This is a genomic window from Microcoleus sp. B5-D4 (assembly GCF_036705145.1).
Taxonomy (GTDB): domain Bacteria; phylum Cyanobacteriota; class Cyanobacteriia; order Cyanobacteriales; family Microcoleaceae; genus Microcoleus.
Genome location: NZ_JAUBTV010000116.1, coordinates 1 through 18,717 on the forward strand (window position 1 = coordinate 1; position 18,717 = coordinate 18,717).

The window sequence follows — 18,717 nt, forward strand, 5'->3', positions numbered from 1 at the left end:
GCAACCAAGTCCGCTTTGTTCCAAGCTTTGAAGGCTACAGAGATTGAACCTATTTATGTAGGACGCGGTTCTTTAACTAAATTCAATCGGACTAATTTGAAGTTCCAAAAAGCTCACTGGAGCGACGCTGCTTGCTGTGGAGATGTAAGTCAAGGTTTGACTTTGGCTGTCAATCAACCGCTGTTGATTAAGGCGATGGGTTGGGGCAGTCGTCAAGTTGTACCGACCGATAAATATGGGTTTCCACGTTCGGGATATAAACCCAAGAAAAAAGTCGAAGATTGGAATACAGGAGATATTGTTTCAATAATTGACGGAAAACATCAGGGGGTTAAGTGCAAAAGGATTAAAACCACTAGGTTCAAAGGTAACTTTGATATTCGGGTGAACGATAGCGTAATTAGCGTTTCTCGAAATCACCTTAAGCCCGTTCATCGTAACGATGGTTATAACTACTCGTTTGCATGAGATTGTCATAAAATGTCTAAAAAAGCAGTAAGAGCAGCCGTTAGAGGAAACGGGGAAAGTTCGGTGCAAGTCCGGCGCTGTCCCGCAACTGTAATGAGAGTTTTGTCGCTTTCTGAGTCAGGATGCCCGCCGATGTGTTAATTTACATAGTCTCATCTGCGAGGTTCAGCGTGAAGACCAGAAATCGGAAATTGGTCAGCTTGGGATTGATGGCTGGCTTGAGTTGTTATATTGTCCTGGGCTCGGCAACGCCCGCCGCAGCTATGCACATTTCGGAAGGTTTTTTGCCGGTGCAATGGGCTGCGTTTTGGTGGATTGTGGCGTTGCCTTTTTTTGCAGTAGGTTTGCGATCGATTACTCGTATTACAAAAGAACACCCGGAACTTAAACTATTGCTTGCTTTGGCGGGTGCGTTTACTTTTGTGCTTTCTGCTTTAAAAATTCCTTCGGTAACGGGCAGTTGTTCTCACCCAACGGGTACGGGTTTGGGTGCAATTTTGTTCGGCCCTTCGGTGATGGCGGTACTGGGGGCTTTAGTTCTGCTGTTTCAAACATTACTGTTAGCGCATGGTGGCTTGACAACGCTGGGAGCGAATATGTTTTCGATGGCGATTGTCGGCCCTTTCGCTGCGTATTTTATCTATCAATTGCTGTTGCGAACTGGTAGCCAGCGGGCGGCAATTTTTTGTGCGGCTGCTTTGGCAGATTTACTGACTTATGTGACGACTTCGATTCAATTAGCGTTAGCTTTTCCGGCAGCCAGCGGCGGTTTTATGGCTTCATTTATCAAGTTTGCTGGCATCTTTGCTATCACTCAAGTACCCCTGGCTATTAGTGAGGGATTGCTGACTCTATTGGTCTGGAATTGGCTGCATTCTTACGGGAAGCCGGAGTTGGAAACTTTGAAATTATTGAGACAGGAGTGAGGCGCCGTGAGTCAAAAACCTACAAAAAATTACCAATCTACTTCGCGGCAAAATTGGCTGTTGGCTGGCGCTGTGATTTTTCTGGCAGCGTTTCCTCTCGTTTTTGTGCGGGGTAAATACGGCGGTTCCGATGACCAAGCTAAGAAAGCAATTACTGAAATTCAACCGGGTTATAAACCTTGGTTTAATCATTTGTTTGAACCGGCTAGCAGCGAAATTTCAAGTCTATTGTTTGCGTCTCAAGCGGCGATGGGGGCTGGCGTAGTTGGGTATGTCATTGGGTTGTATAAAGGCCGATCGCAATCTCGGCAGCAGTCTGATCATAAATCGTCGGAATGAACCATCAGATTGATAGTCTGGCTTATACCAATCGCTTGCGCGGGTTGCCGCCAATCCACAAGTTATCATTTGCGATCGCCCTTTTAATTCTGTCTCTAGTTTCTGGGGCGATCGTCCAATTGTCGATCGGCCTTTGGTTAGCAGTCTGGATCGTCATTTATGCGGGCATTCCGGGGAAACTGTATTTGCGGTTGCTGTCGCTACCGTTGATGTTTTTGCTGACAAGTTTGCCTGCTTTGGCGTTGGGTGCGGTTGCGGGCGATCGTATCCCCGCAATTGAATGGGATATTTGGCAAGGTTGGGGCATTAGCATCGGCACTTTTTATCTGTATGTAAGTCGCACTGGAATATACCAAGTGAGCTTGCTATTTGTTCGCGCCTTCGCATCGACAAGTTGTATGTATTTCATTCTCTTGACGGTTCCATTTACCGAAATCTTGCAGATTCTCAGACAATTACGCTGTCCAGAGTTAGTCACAGAACTGCTATTACTAATGTATCGGTTTATTTTTAGCTTATTGGCGATCGCGGATGAACTTTGGATAGCCCAAAACTCGCGCTGTGGCTACCGCACTTGGAAGCGGGGAATGCACAGTTTAAGCATTTTAATCGGGCAATTGCTTCAGCGAACTTTGGAAAACTACCGTCAAGTTTCGTTGAGTTTAGCGTCGCGCGGCTTTAATGGAGAACTGCGAGTTTGGAATTCTTACCCTTACAAACCTTCGCGAAGATATACATTTGAAGCTTTGTTTGGTTGCACGGTTTTAACTTTGTTAAGTGTGGTATTTCAACGCTAAATTTATGGTTATTTCTGGACGAATGGGGGCAAGAAACTGGGCTTTTTACCGAATCTACGAGCTATAACGTGTCTTTTCGTAAAAAACCCGGTTTCTTTGGTCGGAGTGGGTAAGTCCTGCATTATATTCACGATTAGTGGCGGTGGCGGTGGTTAATATCAACGAGACTTACGCATCACAAGCAAAGAAACCGGGTTTTTACTGAATCTGCGGGTTGTAACCAAGTATTCTCGCCAAAAACCCGGTTTCTGAGCACCCGCGCGTCCTGGACTATTGTTGATAATTTTCGTATTCTCGTTAGTTTAGCGGGCCGGATTTGAAGAAGGGCGATCGCACTTCCTGCAACAGTTATTACAAATATGACTTTTATGAACTTAATTAATGAATTATATGAATTGACGTGAACAGTAATTAAATGAATAATTACAGTATCAAAATACCGAGAAAAAGTATGTATCAAGATACTAACAAAAGAAACAGCCCGCCGCCCATTGTTTTTATTATTGCCATCGGCTTAATTGGGTTTGGCGCCTACAAGTTCCTTCCCGGTTTATTGAAAGCCAAAACTGCAAATACACCTACATCTACATCTACATCGGCAACGCTCGCACCCGGAGCGATCGCCAATCGTATCAGTTTAGGAAATCAAATATTGGTAGCCTCCCAAACAACAGCAGCAAAACAAGCAGGAGTTCAAGCTTTTGCTGAGGGAAATTACCAAGCTGCCGCCGCATCTTTTGAGAAATCGCTGCAACAAAATCGCAACGACCCGGAAACCATTATCTATTTGAATAATGCCCGATCCAGCAATGGTTCTTCCTTGAAAATTGCTGTCAGCGTCCCGATTAGTAGTAACCCCAATGTCGCCCAAGAAATCCTCCGAGGTGTCGCCCAAGCTCAGGATGAAGTCAATAATAGCGGTCGCATAAATGGGGCAAAACTGCAAGTAGAAATTGTCAACGATGACAACAGTCAAGAGGTTGTCAGAGAAGTTGCAAGGACATTGACAAAAGATCCGAGTATACTAGGAGTAATTGGACACAACGCTAGCAATGCGTCTCTCGAAGCAGCTCCGATCTATCAGCAAGAAAAACTGGTAATGGTGACACCGACTAGCTTTGCCAATAATCTATCAGGATTTGGCAGCTACATATTTCGGACAGTACCCAATATTAGCGTAATGGCTGCTCCTTTAGCAGAATATGCAGTGAAAACAGCAGGTAAAACTAATATTGCCGTTTGTTATGACTCCCAAGCACCGGATAACATATCATTTAAAGATGAATTTGTGGCATCTCTTACTGCTGCTGGCGGCAAATTAGTGCCTACTGTTTGCGACTTTTCCTTACCCTCTTTTAATGCGGAAAATGCCCTGGCCGATGCTGTCAGCAAAGGTGCACAAGGATTGATGGTAGCACCCCACATCGATCGCATTGACCGTGCGATTTCTCTGGCTCGCAGCAATCGAGGCAAATTGCCACTCTACGGCAGCACTACGCTCTACACCTTTCAAACTTTAAAAGACGGACAAAAAGACGTTGACGGGCTTGTTTTGCCCGTTCCCTGGCATCCTGACACTAATCCCGGTAGCCGTTTCCCAGAAAATGCCCGCCAGCGTTGGGGAGGCATTGTGAATTGGCGAACAGCAACGAGTTTTGACGCGACTCAAGCTGTCATCGCTGGCTTGCGGCAAAGCAATACGCGGGAAGGATTGCAACAAGCACTCAGAAATGCGAGTTTTTCGACAGCAGGATCGAGCGAGGATGTGAAGTTTTTGCCCACAGGCGATCGGGCTGGTAAGCCGATTTTAGTGCAAGTTAAACAAGGAGGAAGCACTGGCTATAACTTTGTCCCGCTGCGGTAACTTTGTTAAGTGCGATCGCACGGGCGGGCTCTTCGGCCCAACCCCTACTCCCCACAAGAAAATTCAATCTTTGTGGAACAGGCCGGAAAGCCTGTTCTTGATGCCAAACTCACGCCCCACCAGAAAATTCCCTCTTTGTGGAACAGGCATCTTGCCTGTTTCTTAGCATGATTAAATTCTCCTTTTCTGTTGAATTAGCCAAATTTTTAAGATAAAATAAAATGAGTAGATTAAAGGAGAGCGTTGTGTATGATCGCGCAAGTTGAAACCAAAACCTACACCGCTGAGGAATATCTAGAATTAGAAATCAATTCTCAGGATCGGCATGAATTTATTAATGGGGAGATTGTTCTGATGGCTGGCGGCACACCGGATCACAATGAAATTACCACTAATTTAGTTGTTGCGCTGAAACTGGCGTTAAAAGGGAAACCATATCGGACTTTTAGTTCGGATCAGCGGCTATGGGTTTCGCAGCTTAATAATTATACTTACCCGGATGTGATGGTGGTAGCGCGCCCGATCGAGCTGCAATCTGGACGGACGGATACAATTACTAATCCGCTGCTAATTGCTGAGGTGCTGTCTAAAGGTACCAAAGCTTATGACCGCGATGAAAAGTTTGCTGCTTATCGCAGTATTCCTAGTTTTCAGGAATATTTATTAATCGACCAATATCGGCTACAGGTCGAGCAATATTCTAAAACAGAAGCGAATAAGTGGATTTTTTCGGAATATAGCTGTATGGGCGATCGGCTCAGTTTAACATCTGTTGCTGTGGAAATTTCGCTGGCCGATTTGTATGAAAATATTGAGTTTGGTGAATAGGCACACGGCTTTTTTTGTCAAATATCCCCAATAGTGGTAATATCCCCGTATATCGATCGGCTCTGATGAAAAACACACATCAGACGTAAGGGGGAAAGTTCGGTGCGAATCCGGCGCTGTCCCGCAACTGTAATGAGATCATTGCATCTCTGAGTCAGGATGCCCGCCGATTTGTTTACAATCATGTTTTTCATCTGCGAGGTATGGATGATGGTGAGTTTATTATTTTTAAAATTATTGGATTGGGGTTTTTTAACCGCAGATATCAGCAGATAAACACAGATGAACGCTGATGTAATTCGCTCTGGGTTCTGAAGCGTATATTATTTTAATGGAAAACAAATGCGAATTGAAGATAGTGTTTGGCAGGGTAGTTTTGGCTACTGGCAAAACTTGTTTATTCACCAGAATATTTTGCCGATCGGACATACTGCTTGGAATGGCTTTTTGCATCAAGGACGAGGCTTGGTTGCTTGCAAAATCAATACTCCCATTAACGGCTATGTGAATTGGAGCGTAGATACTATCAAGTACGATCTGCAATTTATTTCCGACTTGGAGGCAACCGTTTATTTGCAGCAACTAGAAATAGAGGAGAACACTGTTTCAAATCTGCTCCAAATCATTGATAGCTACGAACCCAAGGCAGCAATTATATTTTTGTCGATCGCCAACGGTCAGATTGATATCAATTTGTTGCAAAAGTTGGCAATTTCTCCTGTTGAGTGCTATGAACAGGTATGCAAGCGCTGGGAAGAATTTCAACTCTGCCCGAAATCCTAAAACTTACTAAATTTTCCGAATGCCGCAGCCAAAATCAATCGAAATTTCCAAGGTGACTCGCTACCAAAATGCAGCGCTTAATTACTATTTGGGCTTGACAGATTCGCCCTACCTTCACTACGGCTATTGGGAAACCCTACCTGTGCCCGCTGACGAACTAACGATCGCACGATTGCGCGTCGCTCAGCAAGCTTATACTGTAAAACTGTTGGATGCGATCCCCAAAGGCACTCATACGATACTCGATGTGGGCTGCGGGATTGGCGGAAATGCGGCTTATTTGCTCGATCGAGGTTTTGCAGTGGAAGGGCTCGCACCCGATCCGTTCCAACAACAGCGCTTTGTTAAGTGTACGGGTGATCGGGCAATCTTCCACCTCACGAGGTTTGAAGACTTCAAAGCAACCCATTTCTACGATCTTATTCTCTTTAGCGAAAGTAGCCAGTATATGTCGGCTGTTGATATTGCTAACGGTGCCGCCAAAATCCTCAATCCCGGCGGTTATGTTTTGCTGGCTGATATGCTGCGATCTGATGCTAATTATAAAGAGGGAATGTTCTCTAATTGTCATGTTGTTACGGAACTTCATGCAGCATTAAAGCAAGCTGGATTCACTTTAGTAAAAACTGAGGATATTTCCGCCCATATTTTGCCAACAATCGATTTGTATGTCGATACTTTCCGCCGATATGGACTGAATACAATGATCTATGTTGCAGATTTGATTGCGATCACAGTTCCCCCCGTCCACAAATTCCTGCGGTGGATATTTCGTCGCTGGTTCAAGAAGCTGGTGGTTGAAGGATTGGAGGCAAGTCAACTTTTTGAGCAACATCTCTGTTATGAAATGCAACTTTGGCAGTTGTCAAAATCTGATCAAGGCTGACACAAATTTAGCAATTCTAAATCATTTGTGAATTTCTTACTCCCTCCCCTTGATAAGGGGAGGGTTGGGGTGGGGTAAAAAGTTTACGACTCCTTTGTGAATTTCTTACTCCCTCCCCTTGATAAGGGGAGGGTTGGGGTGGGGTAAAAAGTTTACGAGTCCTGCAAGGATTGCTATACAATGAAAATCGGTAATCGGTAATTGGTAATCATTCATCGGTAATCGGTAATTGGAGGCATAGCCTCCGGGTATTTATTCCCAGGCTCTGCCTGGGAACAAGGCTAGAAAAAAGAAAAAATAACGAATATGTCTGAATGGATTCTCGAATTCGCTGGCACTTCCTACTCCTATCCCTGCGGTTCGCGAGTGGCAATTCAGGGTTTAAATCTCAAAGTTCCCGCTGGGAAACGGTGCGGGCTGATCGGTCAAAATGGCTGTGGCAAAACTACATTTTTTCTGTTAGCAAATGGCTTATATCAACCGCAACAGGGAATCATTAGCTGGCAAGGTGAACCCTTTCGCTACGATCGCAAATCTTTGATGCAACTGCGCCAACAAATCGGACTCGTCTTTCAAAATCCCGAACATCAATTAGTAGCTTCGACGGTAGAAGAAGATATTTCCTATGGATTGTACAATTTAGGCTTGACAGAATCCGAAATTGCTCAACAGGTGCAGCAGGCGATCGACCAATTCGATCTAAGCGAACTCGCCCGCGAACCAATTCACAATCTCAGTTTGGGCCAGAAAAAGCGGGTTTCCATCGCCGATATCATGGTTCTGGAGCCGAAACTGCTGCTGTTAGATGAACCTACCGCCTATCTCGATCCGCGTCACACCCGACAACTGATCGGTTTACTTCAACAAATTCACAGCGCTGGAACCACAATCCTTTTAGCAAGTCACGACCTCGATTTCATCTACCGCTGGGCTGATTGGGTGTTTGTCATGGATCGAGGAAAATTGATTTTAGAAGGAACACCGGAAACCGTTTTTGCTCAGCGGGATGTGTTGGAACAATTGCAGCTTGGCGTACCGCTGGCGATCGAGCTGATGGAGCAAATAAGGGCGATGTTTCCCACAGACGATCGCTCAAAAATCCCCGCTTTCGAGCAATGGCAACAACAAATTTTACAAGCACGTCGGCTGCTTTAACGGAACTTAGGAATAAGAATTAAATAACTTAGAATTTTGATGGTTCTTGTGGGATGGGCGTCCCGCCCGTCCAGAAAGGGCGGGCTAAGAGTTCCCAACCCCTACTCCCCACTTTCAAGAGTGTAAATTATTTAATTCGCGATCCTTAGATAATTGATAATTCGCTTTGCTGATTCACCGTAGGAATTACCTTGTGGCTTAATGTTACAAAACTCACCATACTTGGCTTATAGCAATTGCGAAATCGTGAATTCATATCTCTATCCAGCAATTCCCCCCGTGGGGGGAAGTTCAGATTACACATTACCAATTATCAAAAATTGATTGAGGAAAAAGGCGATCGCCCCACTGCCGATGGGCACAGTCAGATTGTCAATTCCCAGCTTGGAAACCGATTCCAAAATAGCAGCAACTAAAGCTACAACAGCAGACACAGCCCAAGTTTGCCAAATATTGCCTTGAACCGCCAGCAAAATCAAACTGCTAACAGCAAAACTCACCAAATACATAGTTGCAGAACCTTCCCAACTCTTCTGCATTCCCCCAACTCGATAAATATGTTTGCCGTATTTTTGGCCGATGACAGCAGCCAATCCGTCGCCCCAAGTCATCACTAAAATGCCCAAAGCAGCGTATTCCTGATGTTGCAGCGGCCAAAACCAAGCCACGAGAACGCTGATACTAACAGCATAGAAAAAAGTCCCCCAACTCTTCCGGTTGATACTGTTAAGACTGGGCAAAATCGGAACTTGGTAAGAAATTAGGGCGATCGCACCTGCTAAAACCCCCGCCGAAATCCCCACCCAACCGGGTATTTCCAGCCACCAAGCCAGCAAAATCACATTTCCAGTACCGATGTGAACAACCTTCCGCGATACCTCAGCATCGACAGAACAAAAGCGATTTAACCCTTCAGCTACCAGTAAAATCAAACCCAACCAGACTCCCACGAGGGAAATTTGCAGCCACACAGTCGGAACTTCAGAAAATATAGACACGATATTTAGGCAAAACTTAGATCGGGCACTGTTTACTACTTTACAGGACTTACGCATAACCTAATTATGTAGGGTGCGGTGTGGATGGACTCTTACACCTATAATTCGCGCGTTCAACCACTTTTTACCTAAGTCCTGATTCATAAGTAAGTAGGTCGGTATAAAAAAACCAAGGTAAGTAAAGAAATGTTAACAACCAGGATAGGAACTGAATTTAAAGCGATTAGTTGTATAATTTCCTCGTTGTCCTCTCGCTTCAATTCCATCCATTACTGCGTAGGCAATATCTAGTTCATCTTCAAACATTTGTCCGACCAGTTCATGATTTTTAAGTTGCTGCCATTCCAGTTCAATCTTGTTCATTTCCGAACAGTATTTAGGTAAAAAGAAAATATACAATCCCTGGCTTTCCCACTGAGACCATTTTTGTTGGACATCCAGGGATTTGTGTATGGGACCATTATCTTGAATTATCACTCTGATCCGTCCAGTTGATTTCATTTCATGCCTCAGCTTGTTTTGCTTCATTTTCCATAATAGTGATATATGATTTGCTGCTAAAACTCCCAACAGCCAACCCATACGCGAAACTGACACACGGCTGTAGCAAGCCTAAAATACTAAGTCTTCGCCCCCTTCGTTTCGTTTGCTCTAGCCGTTTTTGCGCTCCAATTGGGTAATAGGTATATCCAGTGGGACTCCACAAGCAAAAACCTGATTCATCCAGATATTTCAGATCGATTTCTCCCGCCGCCGCTGCCAACTCTAACATATCTTGATCTGCCTGTTTAATCGAGCGTTGTAATGGGTCTTGCTTGTCTTTATGGCTTGGTCGGGTTCGTTTCCAAATAATCTTTTTTTTTTGAGGATGCGTCTTAATCTGTCAGGGCTTAATTTGACCCCGCGTTCCTGTTCTAATTTTTGAGCAAGTTGACGACTATTATATCTGCGTGGTTCATTGAGGAGACATTCTTCTAGATGAACAATGTCTGATTCTTTCCATTTGGCTTTGACCCCTCTGCCTTTGGTTGACCATAATCCTCCCAAACCCATTTTCACCCACCGATGAATTACTTCTCTAATTGTTTCCTCTCTACAATTAAAATGAGCTGCTATCTCCTCTACATAACATCCCTGGGAGTTCAATCTAATAATTTGTGCTCGATCTTTTACTTTTTGAGGTACTGTTGTTGCTGTCCTCAATTCAAATAGTGTTCGGTCTTCTTCTTGATTGAGAAATACTCTTAAACGTGCGCCCATATTTGTTGATTTTGTAAATCAAATCTTGAGTGTTTACTTATCTTAACATGATTTGGTTTTTTTACGCCTACCTACTTATGTCATTGCGACCGAAGGGAAGCAATCGCTTCCATTGATGACAGCTTGGCATTTTGGACGTGGGGCGATCGTAGTTTAGGGAGAAAAAATGTGCGATCGCCTGTTATAATTTGCAGCATCACAAACTTAAAGTTCCAATAAACTTTATTGCTATGCAGTATGTCTTAATTATTCATGAAGTAGAAAATTATGAAGCTTGGAAACAGGTATTCGATAATGCTGGAAGCATCCGAAAAGAAGCTGGAGAGCGCTCCTATCAAGTCTTGAAGTATGACAATGAACCAAACAAAATAGTTCATTTCTCCGCGTGGACATCAATCGCAGATGCTAGGGCGTTTTTTGAGTCGCCTAGACTGGTTAAAATTAGAGAAGAAGCGGGAGTTAAAGCTCCTGAGTTTATCTATCTAGACCAATTAGAGTCAGGAGTATTGTAAAAGTAATCAGACTTGGCGGTTGAAACGGCCGGTTATTCTGTGGAAATCCTACGCCTTCACAACTCCCGTTTCAACAACTCCCGCACCAACTCAAACGCTTTTGGACGCAACTCGACGGGCAGCAACGACAATCCCAAACCAGCCCACATTTTCGCCGCAGAAACAGACTTTCCAGCCCGGACCATCAGGCGCCCTTTTGCAGTTTCACCAACCTCAATCAGCCGCAAACCTAGCGCTAATTGAGTTTCGGCAATCCTTTTGAGCCTGACTGTTTCCAACTTCTCGGAATCAAATTCGTAGCCGATCAAATAGCGCAATTTATCGCTTAAATACGGAATTGCCCGATCGACTCCTTGCTGTCCTGCATGAACTCGATACTCCATCAACAGCTCCGGCAAGTAATAGCACTTTTTGCCCGCAATCGCAAGTCTCACAAACAAATCGTTATCTTCGCAATTTTGCAAATTCGGCCGCAGAAATCCCACTTCTTCCAGGGCGCGGCGCCGAAACAAAGTCGCCCCTATTTGCAAACTTTGTCTGAGAAAAACAGCAGATAGCAAATCCTCAATAATTCCAGCCGACAACTCGGTGCGGCCCCACTGCTGCGAATTGAGTTTCGTCTGGTTTTCATCTATATAATTGTTAATGTCGATCACCCAGTGATCTGTACTGACAAAATCGATGCTGGGGTCTTTATCTAAAATAGCAGATGTCCGCTCTAGAAATTGCGGGCTCAGGCGATCGTCATCGTCAAACTTGATAAAATATTCGCCCCTTGCTGCCGCAAAGCCCGATCGCATATTATTACTCTTGCCGATATTCTGCGGGTGGCGAATGTAGCGAATCCCGCGATCGACAAATTCCGACATCAACAGAGGAGTGCTGTCAGTAGAACCATCATCACAGATAATTAATTCAAAATCTGTATAAGTTTGATCTAGCACGCTGGCGATCGCACAAGCCAGCAGATGCACTCGATTGTAAGTAGGAATGCAAACGCTAATTTTCGGCACTAACTTAGACAATTTGAGATTTGAGATTTGAGATTACGAAAAAAATCTGAAACCATAGATTTTCTTTCTTCTTCCTTCTTCCTTCTTCCTTCTATCCTTTACATCCGTTACATCCGTTACATAATCCGTTGCCGAACTTCCTTCTTCCTTCACTCCACAGTTGATTTTAACTCAAACGAGCCGTACATTCGAGAATTAACTTTTGATTCACCAAAGCAAAAGGTTGAATTTCCAAAGCGCGACGAAAAGCTTGAATAGCATTTAGGTATTCTCCCAAGGCAGCGTAGCACAAACCCAGACCGTGCAACGCCCCAAAATGCACCGGGTTCAGTTTGAGGACGATTTGGCAGTCCTCGATCGACTTTTTATAATTTCCTTGGGTATAGTGAAGTACGGCGCGTCGGTTCCAAGCTTCCGCAAAATCCGGCGCTTCCGCAATCAATTTCGTCAGCAAATCCAAAGCGTGGCGAACATCGCCTGCATCCAGCGAAACTTGCGCTCGCCTGAGAATTTGCATCCCATAGTCACCCTTCTGGTTAAACCAAGTGCGCCAGAGTTCTGCAGTTGCCCGATCCCGCACGATTTCGTCGGACTTTTTCAAGTCTTCGAGCAGCGCCTTAACAGATAATTCGTCCATAGGTGCGAAGATTGTTAAAAAGATTTAATCAATCAATTTTATCGCGCAAGCGGCAACTTTATTTATTCCACATCCCATGAAGATTTTGATGCTTTCCTCGACTTTTCCTTATCCGCCAAGTCGCGGAGGAACTCAGGTAAGGACGTTTAATTTATTGCAATACTTGAGCCGGCGCCATGATGTAATTCTCGGCACAGTACGATCGTCCGATGTCACCGATGCACAAATCGACACATTGCGCCAGCAAGTCACAGAATTAGCAGTTTTTCCCCATCCGCAGACACCCCCCCAACCCCCCCTTGCTAAGGGGGGGCTAAGACTCCACCAGGAGACTGAGGAAGGATTTTTACCTCCCCCCCTTAACAAGGGGGGGACTGAGGGGGGGTTCTCTGAAATAATAGGAAAATTCCACAGATTCAGTCGATTTTTGTTGTCCGGCACACCTCCGAACGTACTCTCAAGCTACTCCCAAGCAATGCAGAATTGGGCAGACGAATTGGTAACAGCAGACAAATGCGATACTGTCACCTGCGAACACAGCGTTAACGAGATTTACGTGCGTCCAGAATGGCGGCAAAAACTGCTGACAGTGGCAAACATTCACAGTTCTGTTTGGGGAACTTGCAGGGAAATGTTAGCAACCGGCACCTCGGAAAAACCCCTGCGCGATCGACTAAATTTACCCCTACTCGCCCGCTACGAAAAACGCTACTGTTCCAAATTCTCCCGCATTGTCGCGACAACATCCACCGACAGAGAGCAACTCCTAGAATTGCTGTCGCCTCCGGTTCGAGTGCCAGGAAAACAAGATTTTTTTGTACCTCCCATAGATGTAATTCCTAACGGCGTGGATTTAACTCAATTTCCGTACCGGTCGATCGATCCGGGAGGACACACCTTAATTTTTGCAGGCGCAATGAACAATTTGCCGAATATTGACGCGGCGCGGTTTCTGAGTTTGCAAATACTGCCACCTTTGCAGCAGCGGTATCCCGATGCTACCCTCACCTTAGTAGGGGCTTCGCCAGTCCCGGAAGTGCTCGCCTTGGGGGAACTTCCCGGAATTCAAGTAGTAGGCCGGGTGCAAAGGGTGGCAGAATATTTGCATCAAGCTGCTGTTTGTGTGGTGCCGATGCGGATTGGTTTTGGGATTAAAAATAAAACTTTGGAGGCGATGGCTGCGGGAACTCCCGTGGTTGCTAGCGATCGAGGTTTGGAGGGTTTAGCCGTCGATGGCGGCCCACAACTGATCAGGGCCTTGCGGGCGAACAAAGTTCAGGAGTATGTTGAGGCGATCGCCAGTGTGTTTGAAAATCAGCAGCTAAGACAGGAGCTCTCTGTCAGGGCTCGATCGCTCGTTGAAAGCCAATACACTTGGGATATCATAGGTCGGCAGTACGATCGGCTATTGCAATTTTAAACTCTAAATTCTAAAATCTAAATTCTAAAATGGCATGATGGAACACAAAATTAACCCCTCAAAAAATCGAGCCAAACCCCCAGAAAATCCCAAAGTTGCTCCTCCTCCGACAAGACGGCGGCGCCAAACCCGACGCCCCAAAAATCTTCAAGAGTCCCAGCGTCCAATACCTACTCCCCGAACTCGCGCCAGATATCCCTGGAAAAGACTGATAGCTAATTTGACAGCCCTCAGCATCTTGGGTGGCTGTGCAGCTTTAATGGGAGGCGGCGCTTGGCTGAGTTATCAGCTCATCGTCGATCCCAATGGCAACAAGTTGATCTCTCAATTTGTGCCGGAATGGTCGCGCCTGCCTACAGGTAGCAGAGATTCGATCCAAACTCTCGATCAAATCAAAGCCAGCATCCGCAAATTGGGATTCGTAACCGGAGAACCCCTGTCGCTTCCCGTCGATCAATCCCGCGATAATTCTATTTCCGATTTGCTATTGCCGGTGATGGTAGAAAGAACTGTTAAAGCTTCTACTGTTTGCAAAAATCCTTGCCGTCAAATTGTCGAACTTCGGGTGTACAAGCGGGTGCAGCTTCCCGATCGCAGTTCCGATAAAGAGCAGTATTTTCAGTTAGCAAGTTCTGTGAATCTAGAAGGCCCTGCGGAATCTTTTGTCATTGCTTCTTTAGCTGACTCTACATCTGACAATCAAGCCTCGAATCAGTCGTTACCCCTAACAGAACTGCGCCGCTTTGACGGAAAGCCCCCAGCATCGGGCATTTGGTTTAATGTCAGCGGTCAACTAAAGCGGGGCGACAGGAAAATTCCCTACGGACAAGTCGTTCGCTACAACCCCAGCCAAAACCATTTAATGCCGCTGTTGGAGTGGGCGAGTGCGGCGGGACAAGCGCCGAATTGGCAGCAAATTGTTAAGGGCGAAAACCCCCAGTTGGCGATCGACCAAACAGTTGGTTTAGAGCCGCAATTTACCCTTTATCAAATTGGCCCGCGCAAATTTTTGCCGAACCCCGTTCAGTTAACGGCGATTTCTTTAGAAGAAATTGCTTTCAATGACGAGACTTACAAAAATGGGCTGCGACTGGCGAAAAGCGGGCTGTGGTCTCCAGCATTAAATGTCATGCGTGTGGCGAAGGGGAAAGCTGGCAAAAATTGGCCCGCTGTCGCGCAAGCTCAGCTAGAAACGATCGAATTTCACGCTAAGATTACTCGGGCTCAGGCGATCGCATCTTGGGCCAGTCCCGGTCAACAAGTTCTCGCAGAATTGATCGACGGCCGCTGGGCCGAAGCTTTGCAAGTATTTGAAGCAGATCCGAGCAACAGTAACGAAATAGCCACAACCCTCAAAAATGACGGCGGGCGGATCTGGAACCGCATAGACGCCGCCTTGAGAGTGAATGCCGCTGACGCCGATGTCAAGGCTTGGGGCGCGCTGATTGTAGCTTCTCAAGACGGAACTCGCGAGGCGATGAATTGGCTCGACCAGCAATCAGATACTGACAGCGAAACCAGAAGTCGAATTCGGAATTTGGTCAACAAACTTGAGGAAGCAGTTTCTCAGGCTGAAAATCTAGAAGACCACAAAAGTCAAATTATGGGTTCTGCTACTTTAATTAACAGTGTCAATCCCGCTGAGTGGCTGGAACCAGAACCGAACAATGAGTTAAAATTGGCGGGAGAACAAGTTTGGTATCAGGTGCAGGTAGCGAGTTTTTACGACGGTAGCCGCTGGGTTAATTCGCCCTTTTCTGATGTAGAAGTGAGCTCTTTTCCTGCTACTCAAGTCAAGTGGCTCTGGGGGCGGCTGGGATTACAGGCTGACCCCAAGATTAAGATTGAGGTAGCGATGGCTAACGGTCAACAAAGAGTTGCTGTAGGAACGGTGAAAGCAGTGCAGATTCAAGATGGAAGTCTGCGCTTGCTGGCGGCGGTTGACAAGCGATCGTAATCTGGCAGAAAGCATTCGGCAGATAGAACAGTCCCGGAGGCACTCTTGATATTATGTCCGGTCGATTACCCATAATACGGTAGGGGCGGGTTCACGAAAAATATCTGCCAATAAATGACAATCTCAAAAACCCGCCCTTTTAATCGCGGTCACTGGATCAGACATGATATGACACAAAGAAACCGGGTTTTTTTACCATTTCTGCCGATTGCAACAGAAGTATTTTCGTAAAAAAACCCGGCTTCCTTCCACCTGTACGTCCAAAACTCGGAAAAAGGAAAATTCTTTCTCTTGCCCCTCCCGTAACTCGGACAACAATGCAGACAAAAATTTTGTTAATTTAATTAATTAACACAAGTTGCACACAAAAAACCCAGAGCTCTCAAATCGCGCCCTTTTTAGAGAGTGCTGCAATCATCTGCCGTTTGACTGCTTTAGCCCAAAGCTCAAACTCCAAACTGTTGATATTCTGAATTTTCACTTCCTCAACAGGCTGAGTTGGGGCTTCCTTCTGTGCTGTAGTCTCCATTGTTTTTTCCCTCGTCAAGAAAATGTTAGTAGTCGATCGCAAACGGTTAGCATCATACATCTATTTTAATAACTAATTCTGGCAAGAAATTACACTAAAGGCATAGAATTTAACCAGAAAATGCAGTAAATACATCTAGATTATGCAATTTACGAATTTAATGTAATAAAACCCTACAACCATTGTTATATATAGGCTTTCCCTGACATTAAAATTTTACAATTTACATTGTATGGCACTATCAAACCAATGCTTATGTTAGTAAACTTATTTTTAAATGAATGTATTGGCATATACAGCAGAAAATAATTTTATTGAATTCACAGAGTGCCGTAAAGCCGATCGCCCGCATCTCCCAATCCCGGTACAATATAGCCATGCTCGTCCAAACACTCATCAACTGCCGCCGTATAAATCTGCACGTCAGGGTGTTGTTCGTGAAAGTGCCCCACTCCCTCCGGTGCCGCCAGCAAGCACAAAAATTTAATAGACTTCGGATTAACTTCTTTCAGCCTATCCACTGCCGCCACTGCTGAATTACCAGTAGCCAGCATCGGATCGACAATTAAAACATCTCGCTGTTCGATATCTTGGGGAACTTTGAAATAATATTCGATCACCATCCGAGTTGTCGGATCGCGGTACAAACCAATATGTCCTACCCTTGCGGACGGAATCAGTTCTAAAATACTATCTAACAATCCCTGACCGGCACGCATAATCGAAATAATAACAATTTTCTTTTCTGCAGCCAGCACCGGTGCATTCATTTTTGCGATCGGCGTTTCTATTAGTTCGTATTTTAGCGGCAAATCTCGCGTCACTTCATAGGCTAGCAGCATCCCAATCTCTTTCAGCAGTTGGCGAAATTTCGCCGTGCTCGTTTGAGTTTGTCGCATGAGAGTTAACTTATGCTGTATCAAAGGATGGTCGATGACAGTAACTTTAGCACTCATTTTTTTGAATAATTAATTGGCTTTATTCTAACTTATCAGTCATCCAGGCATTCTTGACGAAAAAAAAAACGGTTTAGGCGGCCCCTGCGTCCTGGACTACTTATATTAAACCCTATTGAAAACACGAATATCGCGCTAATAAAATTCGATCCGACAATTGCCTTTCATCCGCCCAGCGCGACACTAAGTATGCGAGGTTTGAAAATACACAAATATGTCATTATCTCGTTTCCTCTTCCTAAGAACGCAGATCCGGGCGTAAAAGCCTCCCGACTGGTCTAGCTCGCTGTCTCGTGCTCCGTCCAAGCCCATTAACACAGATCCGGAGTTTCGCACCGAAATCTTCCGGAACTTTCACGAAGAGACACGAATCTTAGAAAGTATCAGCAGAAAACCTATTTTCCCGGTTAACTCACTAATCGAAAAAACTGAAGAGGAACTGCACATGAGGTCATAAGCTTGGCTTGACTGGCTTTTCATCTTTCCACATGAAGGCGGTCAGATCCAAGTTTAAAACACATTACCTAAATTCAGTTCCAATTTTTTAGGGTGCTCCTAACACACAACTTAACTTATTAAGAAGAACATCCATGAAGTTTGTAAAACTATTGCTAGCTACGGCATTAATGACTGCTTCTATCGGCCCCGCCTTGGCTAATCCTGCCGTTCAAATTTTAGGTGCAAGCTATGGGGGTAGCGGTTGCCCAGATCGCTCCGCCAGCGTCAGCGTCAGCCCCGACGGTCAAGAACTGACCATCCTATTTGACAAGTTTGCAGCCCTGGGAAATGTCTCAGCAGAAAGCCGAAAAAGCTGCAATCTGAGCATTCCCATCAAAGTACCTCAAGGCTACCAAATTTCTATCTACGATGCTGATTACCGCGGCTACGTGGCTCCCAAAACCACAGGCAACCTGCGGGCAGAATACTTTTTCGCTGGAGCCCGCGGCCCAGTTTTTAATCGAAATCTCAGCGGCGAAACTAACTACAATGTTCGAGATAGCTTAGCCACTGTAGCTAATGTTTGGTCTCGCTGCGGCGACAGTGTAAATATGAGAGTAAATGCTGCAATGACAGCCCGTGGTGCTGGCATGGCCACCGTTGACTCTTTCGATTTGGCTCATCGCGGTTTAGTTTATCACGTCAAATATCGCACTTGTCGCTAAGCAGCTTGTTGGGAGTGTAGTGTGAGGTATAGTTTTCAGGTTGGAATTTTGATTTTTAAGTTTTAAGTTGGAAGAGGGAATAATTTTCCCTCTTCCTTCTTGCTTCTTCCCTCTTCCTTCTTCCTGACATCCGTTACATCTGATATCTTGCACCATTGTCAGCAACAGGCAAGATGCCTGTTCCACAAGAAAATTTATATTTTGTGGAACAGGCATCTTGCCTGTT

General features: G+C 45.3%; 18 protein-coding genes, 2 pseudogenes and 2 riboswitches. Of the genes and pseudogenes, 13 read left to right on the forward strand and 7 right to left on the reverse strand.

Annotated features, from left to right (window positions below; all coding sequences use genetic code 11):
* The 9 genes and pseudogenes from QUB10_RS31135 to QUB10_RS31175 form a co-directional block, all read left to right on the forward strand.
* Nucleotides 1-468: pseudogene (locus QUB10_RS31135) on the forward strand (RNA-guided endonuclease IscB); the annotation flags it as partial.
* Between the two features lie 8 nt (nt 469-476).
* Nucleotides 477-616, forward strand: a riboswitch (cobalamin riboswitch).
* Nucleotides 617-677: 61 nt separating this feature from the next.
* Nucleotides 678-1,394: an energy-coupling factor ABC transporter permease gene (locus tag QUB10_RS31140; RefSeq protein WP_333207033.1), complete on the forward strand. Its 717-nt coding sequence runs from the start codon at nt 678-680 to the stop codon at nt 1,392-1,394.
* Nucleotides 1,395-1,400: 6 nt separating this feature from the next.
* Nucleotides 1,401-1,733, forward strand: coding sequence for an energy-coupling factor ABC transporter substrate-binding protein (locus QUB10_RS31145; RefSeq protein ID WP_333207017.1), 333 nt, complete (start codon nt 1,401-1,403; stop codon nt 1,731-1,733).
* Entirely contained in the window at nt 1,730-2,530 is an 801-nt protein-coding gene (gene cbiQ, locus QUB10_RS31150) for a cobalt ECF transporter T component CbiQ (RefSeq protein WP_333207018.1), read from the forward strand. Before QUB10_RS31145 ends, cbiQ begins: the two co-directional genes overlap by 4 nt.
* 415 nt (nt 2,531-2,945) lie before the next feature.
* Nucleotides 2,946-4,394: an ABC transporter substrate-binding protein gene (locus tag QUB10_RS31155; protein WP_333207019.1), complete on the forward strand. Its 1,449-nt coding sequence runs from the start codon at nt 2,946-2,948 to the stop codon at nt 4,392-4,394.
* Between the two features lie 249 nt (nt 4,395-4,643).
* Entirely contained in the window at nt 4,644-5,222 is a 579-nt protein-coding gene (locus QUB10_RS31160; RefSeq protein WP_333207020.1) for a Uma2 family endonuclease, read from the forward strand.
* A gap of 40 nt (nt 5,223-5,262) precedes the next feature.
* Nucleotides 5,263-5,407, forward strand: a riboswitch (cobalamin riboswitch).
* A gap of 157 nt (nt 5,408-5,564) precedes the next feature.
* Nucleotides 5,565-6,005: a hypothetical protein gene (locus QUB10_RS31165; RefSeq protein ID WP_333207021.1), complete on the forward strand. Its 441-nt coding sequence runs from the start codon at nt 5,565-5,567 to the stop codon at nt 6,003-6,005.
* Nucleotides 6,006-6,024: 19 nt separating this feature from the next.
* Nucleotides 6,025-6,891 (forward strand): methyltransferase domain-containing protein, encoded by an 867-nt coding sequence (locus tag QUB10_RS31170; protein ID WP_333207022.1) that lies wholly within the window; start codon nt 6,025-6,027, stop codon nt 6,889-6,891.
* A 306-nt stretch (nt 6,892-7,197) separates the two neighbouring features.
* On the forward strand, nt 7,198-8,046 hold the full coding sequence (locus QUB10_RS31175; protein ID WP_333207023.1) for an ABC transporter ATP-binding protein: 849 nt from the start codon (nt 7,198-7,200) through the stop codon (nt 8,044-8,046).
* Between the two features lie 296 nt (nt 8,047-8,342).
* On the opposite strand, the gene QUB10_RS31180 is transcribed toward QUB10_RS31175, so the two are convergent.
* Together QUB10_RS31180 and QUB10_RS31185 are read right to left on the reverse strand one after the other, a co-directional pair.
* Nucleotides 8,343-9,044, reverse strand: a complete 702-nt coding sequence (locus QUB10_RS31180; protein ID WP_333207024.1) for a diacylglycerol/polyprenol kinase family protein — start codon at nt 9,042-9,044, stop codon at nt 8,343-8,345.
* 189 nt (nt 9,045-9,233) lie between these two features.
* Nucleotides 9,234-10,304, reverse strand: a pseudogene (locus QUB10_RS31185) (IS630 family transposase).
* Nucleotides 10,305-10,534: 230 nt separating this feature from the next.
* Here QUB10_RS31185 and QUB10_RS31190 point away from each other — a divergent pair.
* A complete protein-coding gene (locus QUB10_RS31190) occupies nt 10,535-10,816 on the forward strand; it encodes an antibiotic biosynthesis monooxygenase (RefSeq protein ID WP_333207025.1) in 282 nt (93 codons plus the stop codon).
* A gap of 56 nt (nt 10,817-10,872) precedes the next feature.
* Here the strand turns inward: QUB10_RS31190 and QUB10_RS31195 are convergent, their stop codons facing one another.
* On the reverse strand, nt 10,873-11,829 hold the full coding sequence (locus tag QUB10_RS31195; RefSeq protein ID WP_333207034.1) for a glycosyltransferase: 957 nt from the start codon (nt 11,827-11,829) through the stop codon (nt 10,873-10,875).
* Between the two features lie 166 nt (nt 11,830-11,995).
* Nucleotides 11,996-12,466: a tetratricopeptide repeat protein gene (locus QUB10_RS31200; RefSeq protein WP_333207026.1), complete on the reverse strand. Its 471-nt coding sequence runs from the start codon at nt 12,464-12,466 to the stop codon at nt 11,996-11,998.
* Between the two features lie 76 nt (nt 12,467-12,542).
* Here QUB10_RS31200 and QUB10_RS31205 point away from each other — a divergent pair, with 76 nt between their 5' ends.
* Nucleotides 12,543-13,886 carry a glycosyltransferase family 4 protein gene (locus tag QUB10_RS31205; RefSeq protein ID WP_333207027.1) on the forward strand — a complete coding sequence of 448 codons (1,344 nt, stop codon included), beginning with the start codon at nt 12,543-12,545 and terminating at the stop codon, nt 13,884-13,886.
* 34 nt (nt 13,887-13,920) lie between these two features.
* Complete coding sequence (locus QUB10_RS31210; RefSeq protein ID WP_333207028.1) at nt 13,921-15,843, forward strand: hypothetical protein; 1,923 nt, start codon at nt 13,921-13,923, stop codon at nt 15,841-15,843.
* 382 nt (nt 15,844-16,225) lie between these two features.
* Here the strand turns inward: QUB10_RS31210 and QUB10_RS31215 are convergent, their stop codons facing one another.
* Together QUB10_RS31215 and upp are read right to left on the reverse strand one after the other, a co-directional pair.
* Entirely contained in the window at nt 16,226-16,432 is a 207-nt protein-coding gene (locus QUB10_RS31215) for a hypothetical protein (RefSeq protein WP_333207029.1), read from the reverse strand.
* Between the two features lie 260 nt (nt 16,433-16,692).
* Nucleotides 16,693-17,328, reverse strand: a complete 636-nt coding sequence (gene upp, locus QUB10_RS31220) for a uracil phosphoribosyltransferase (RefSeq protein ID WP_333207030.1) — start codon at nt 17,326-17,328, stop codon at nt 16,693-16,695.
* A 590-nt stretch (nt 17,329-17,918) separates the two neighbouring features.
* Between upp and QUB10_RS31225 the strand changes: the two genes are divergently transcribed.
* The gene (locus tag QUB10_RS31225; RefSeq protein WP_333207031.1) at nt 17,919-18,491 is read left to right on the forward strand and encodes a DUF4360 domain-containing protein; all 573 of its coding nucleotides are present in this window, start codon (nt 17,919-17,921) and stop codon (nt 18,489-18,491) included.
* On the opposite strand, the gene QUB10_RS31230 is transcribed toward QUB10_RS31225, so the two are convergent.
* Nucleotides 18,456-18,717: hypothetical protein (locus QUB10_RS31230; RefSeq protein ID WP_333207032.1), on the reverse strand; the 262-nt coding region annotated here is incomplete at its 5' end. The two genes, QUB10_RS31225 and QUB10_RS31230, sit on opposite strands and share 36 nt — an antisense overlap.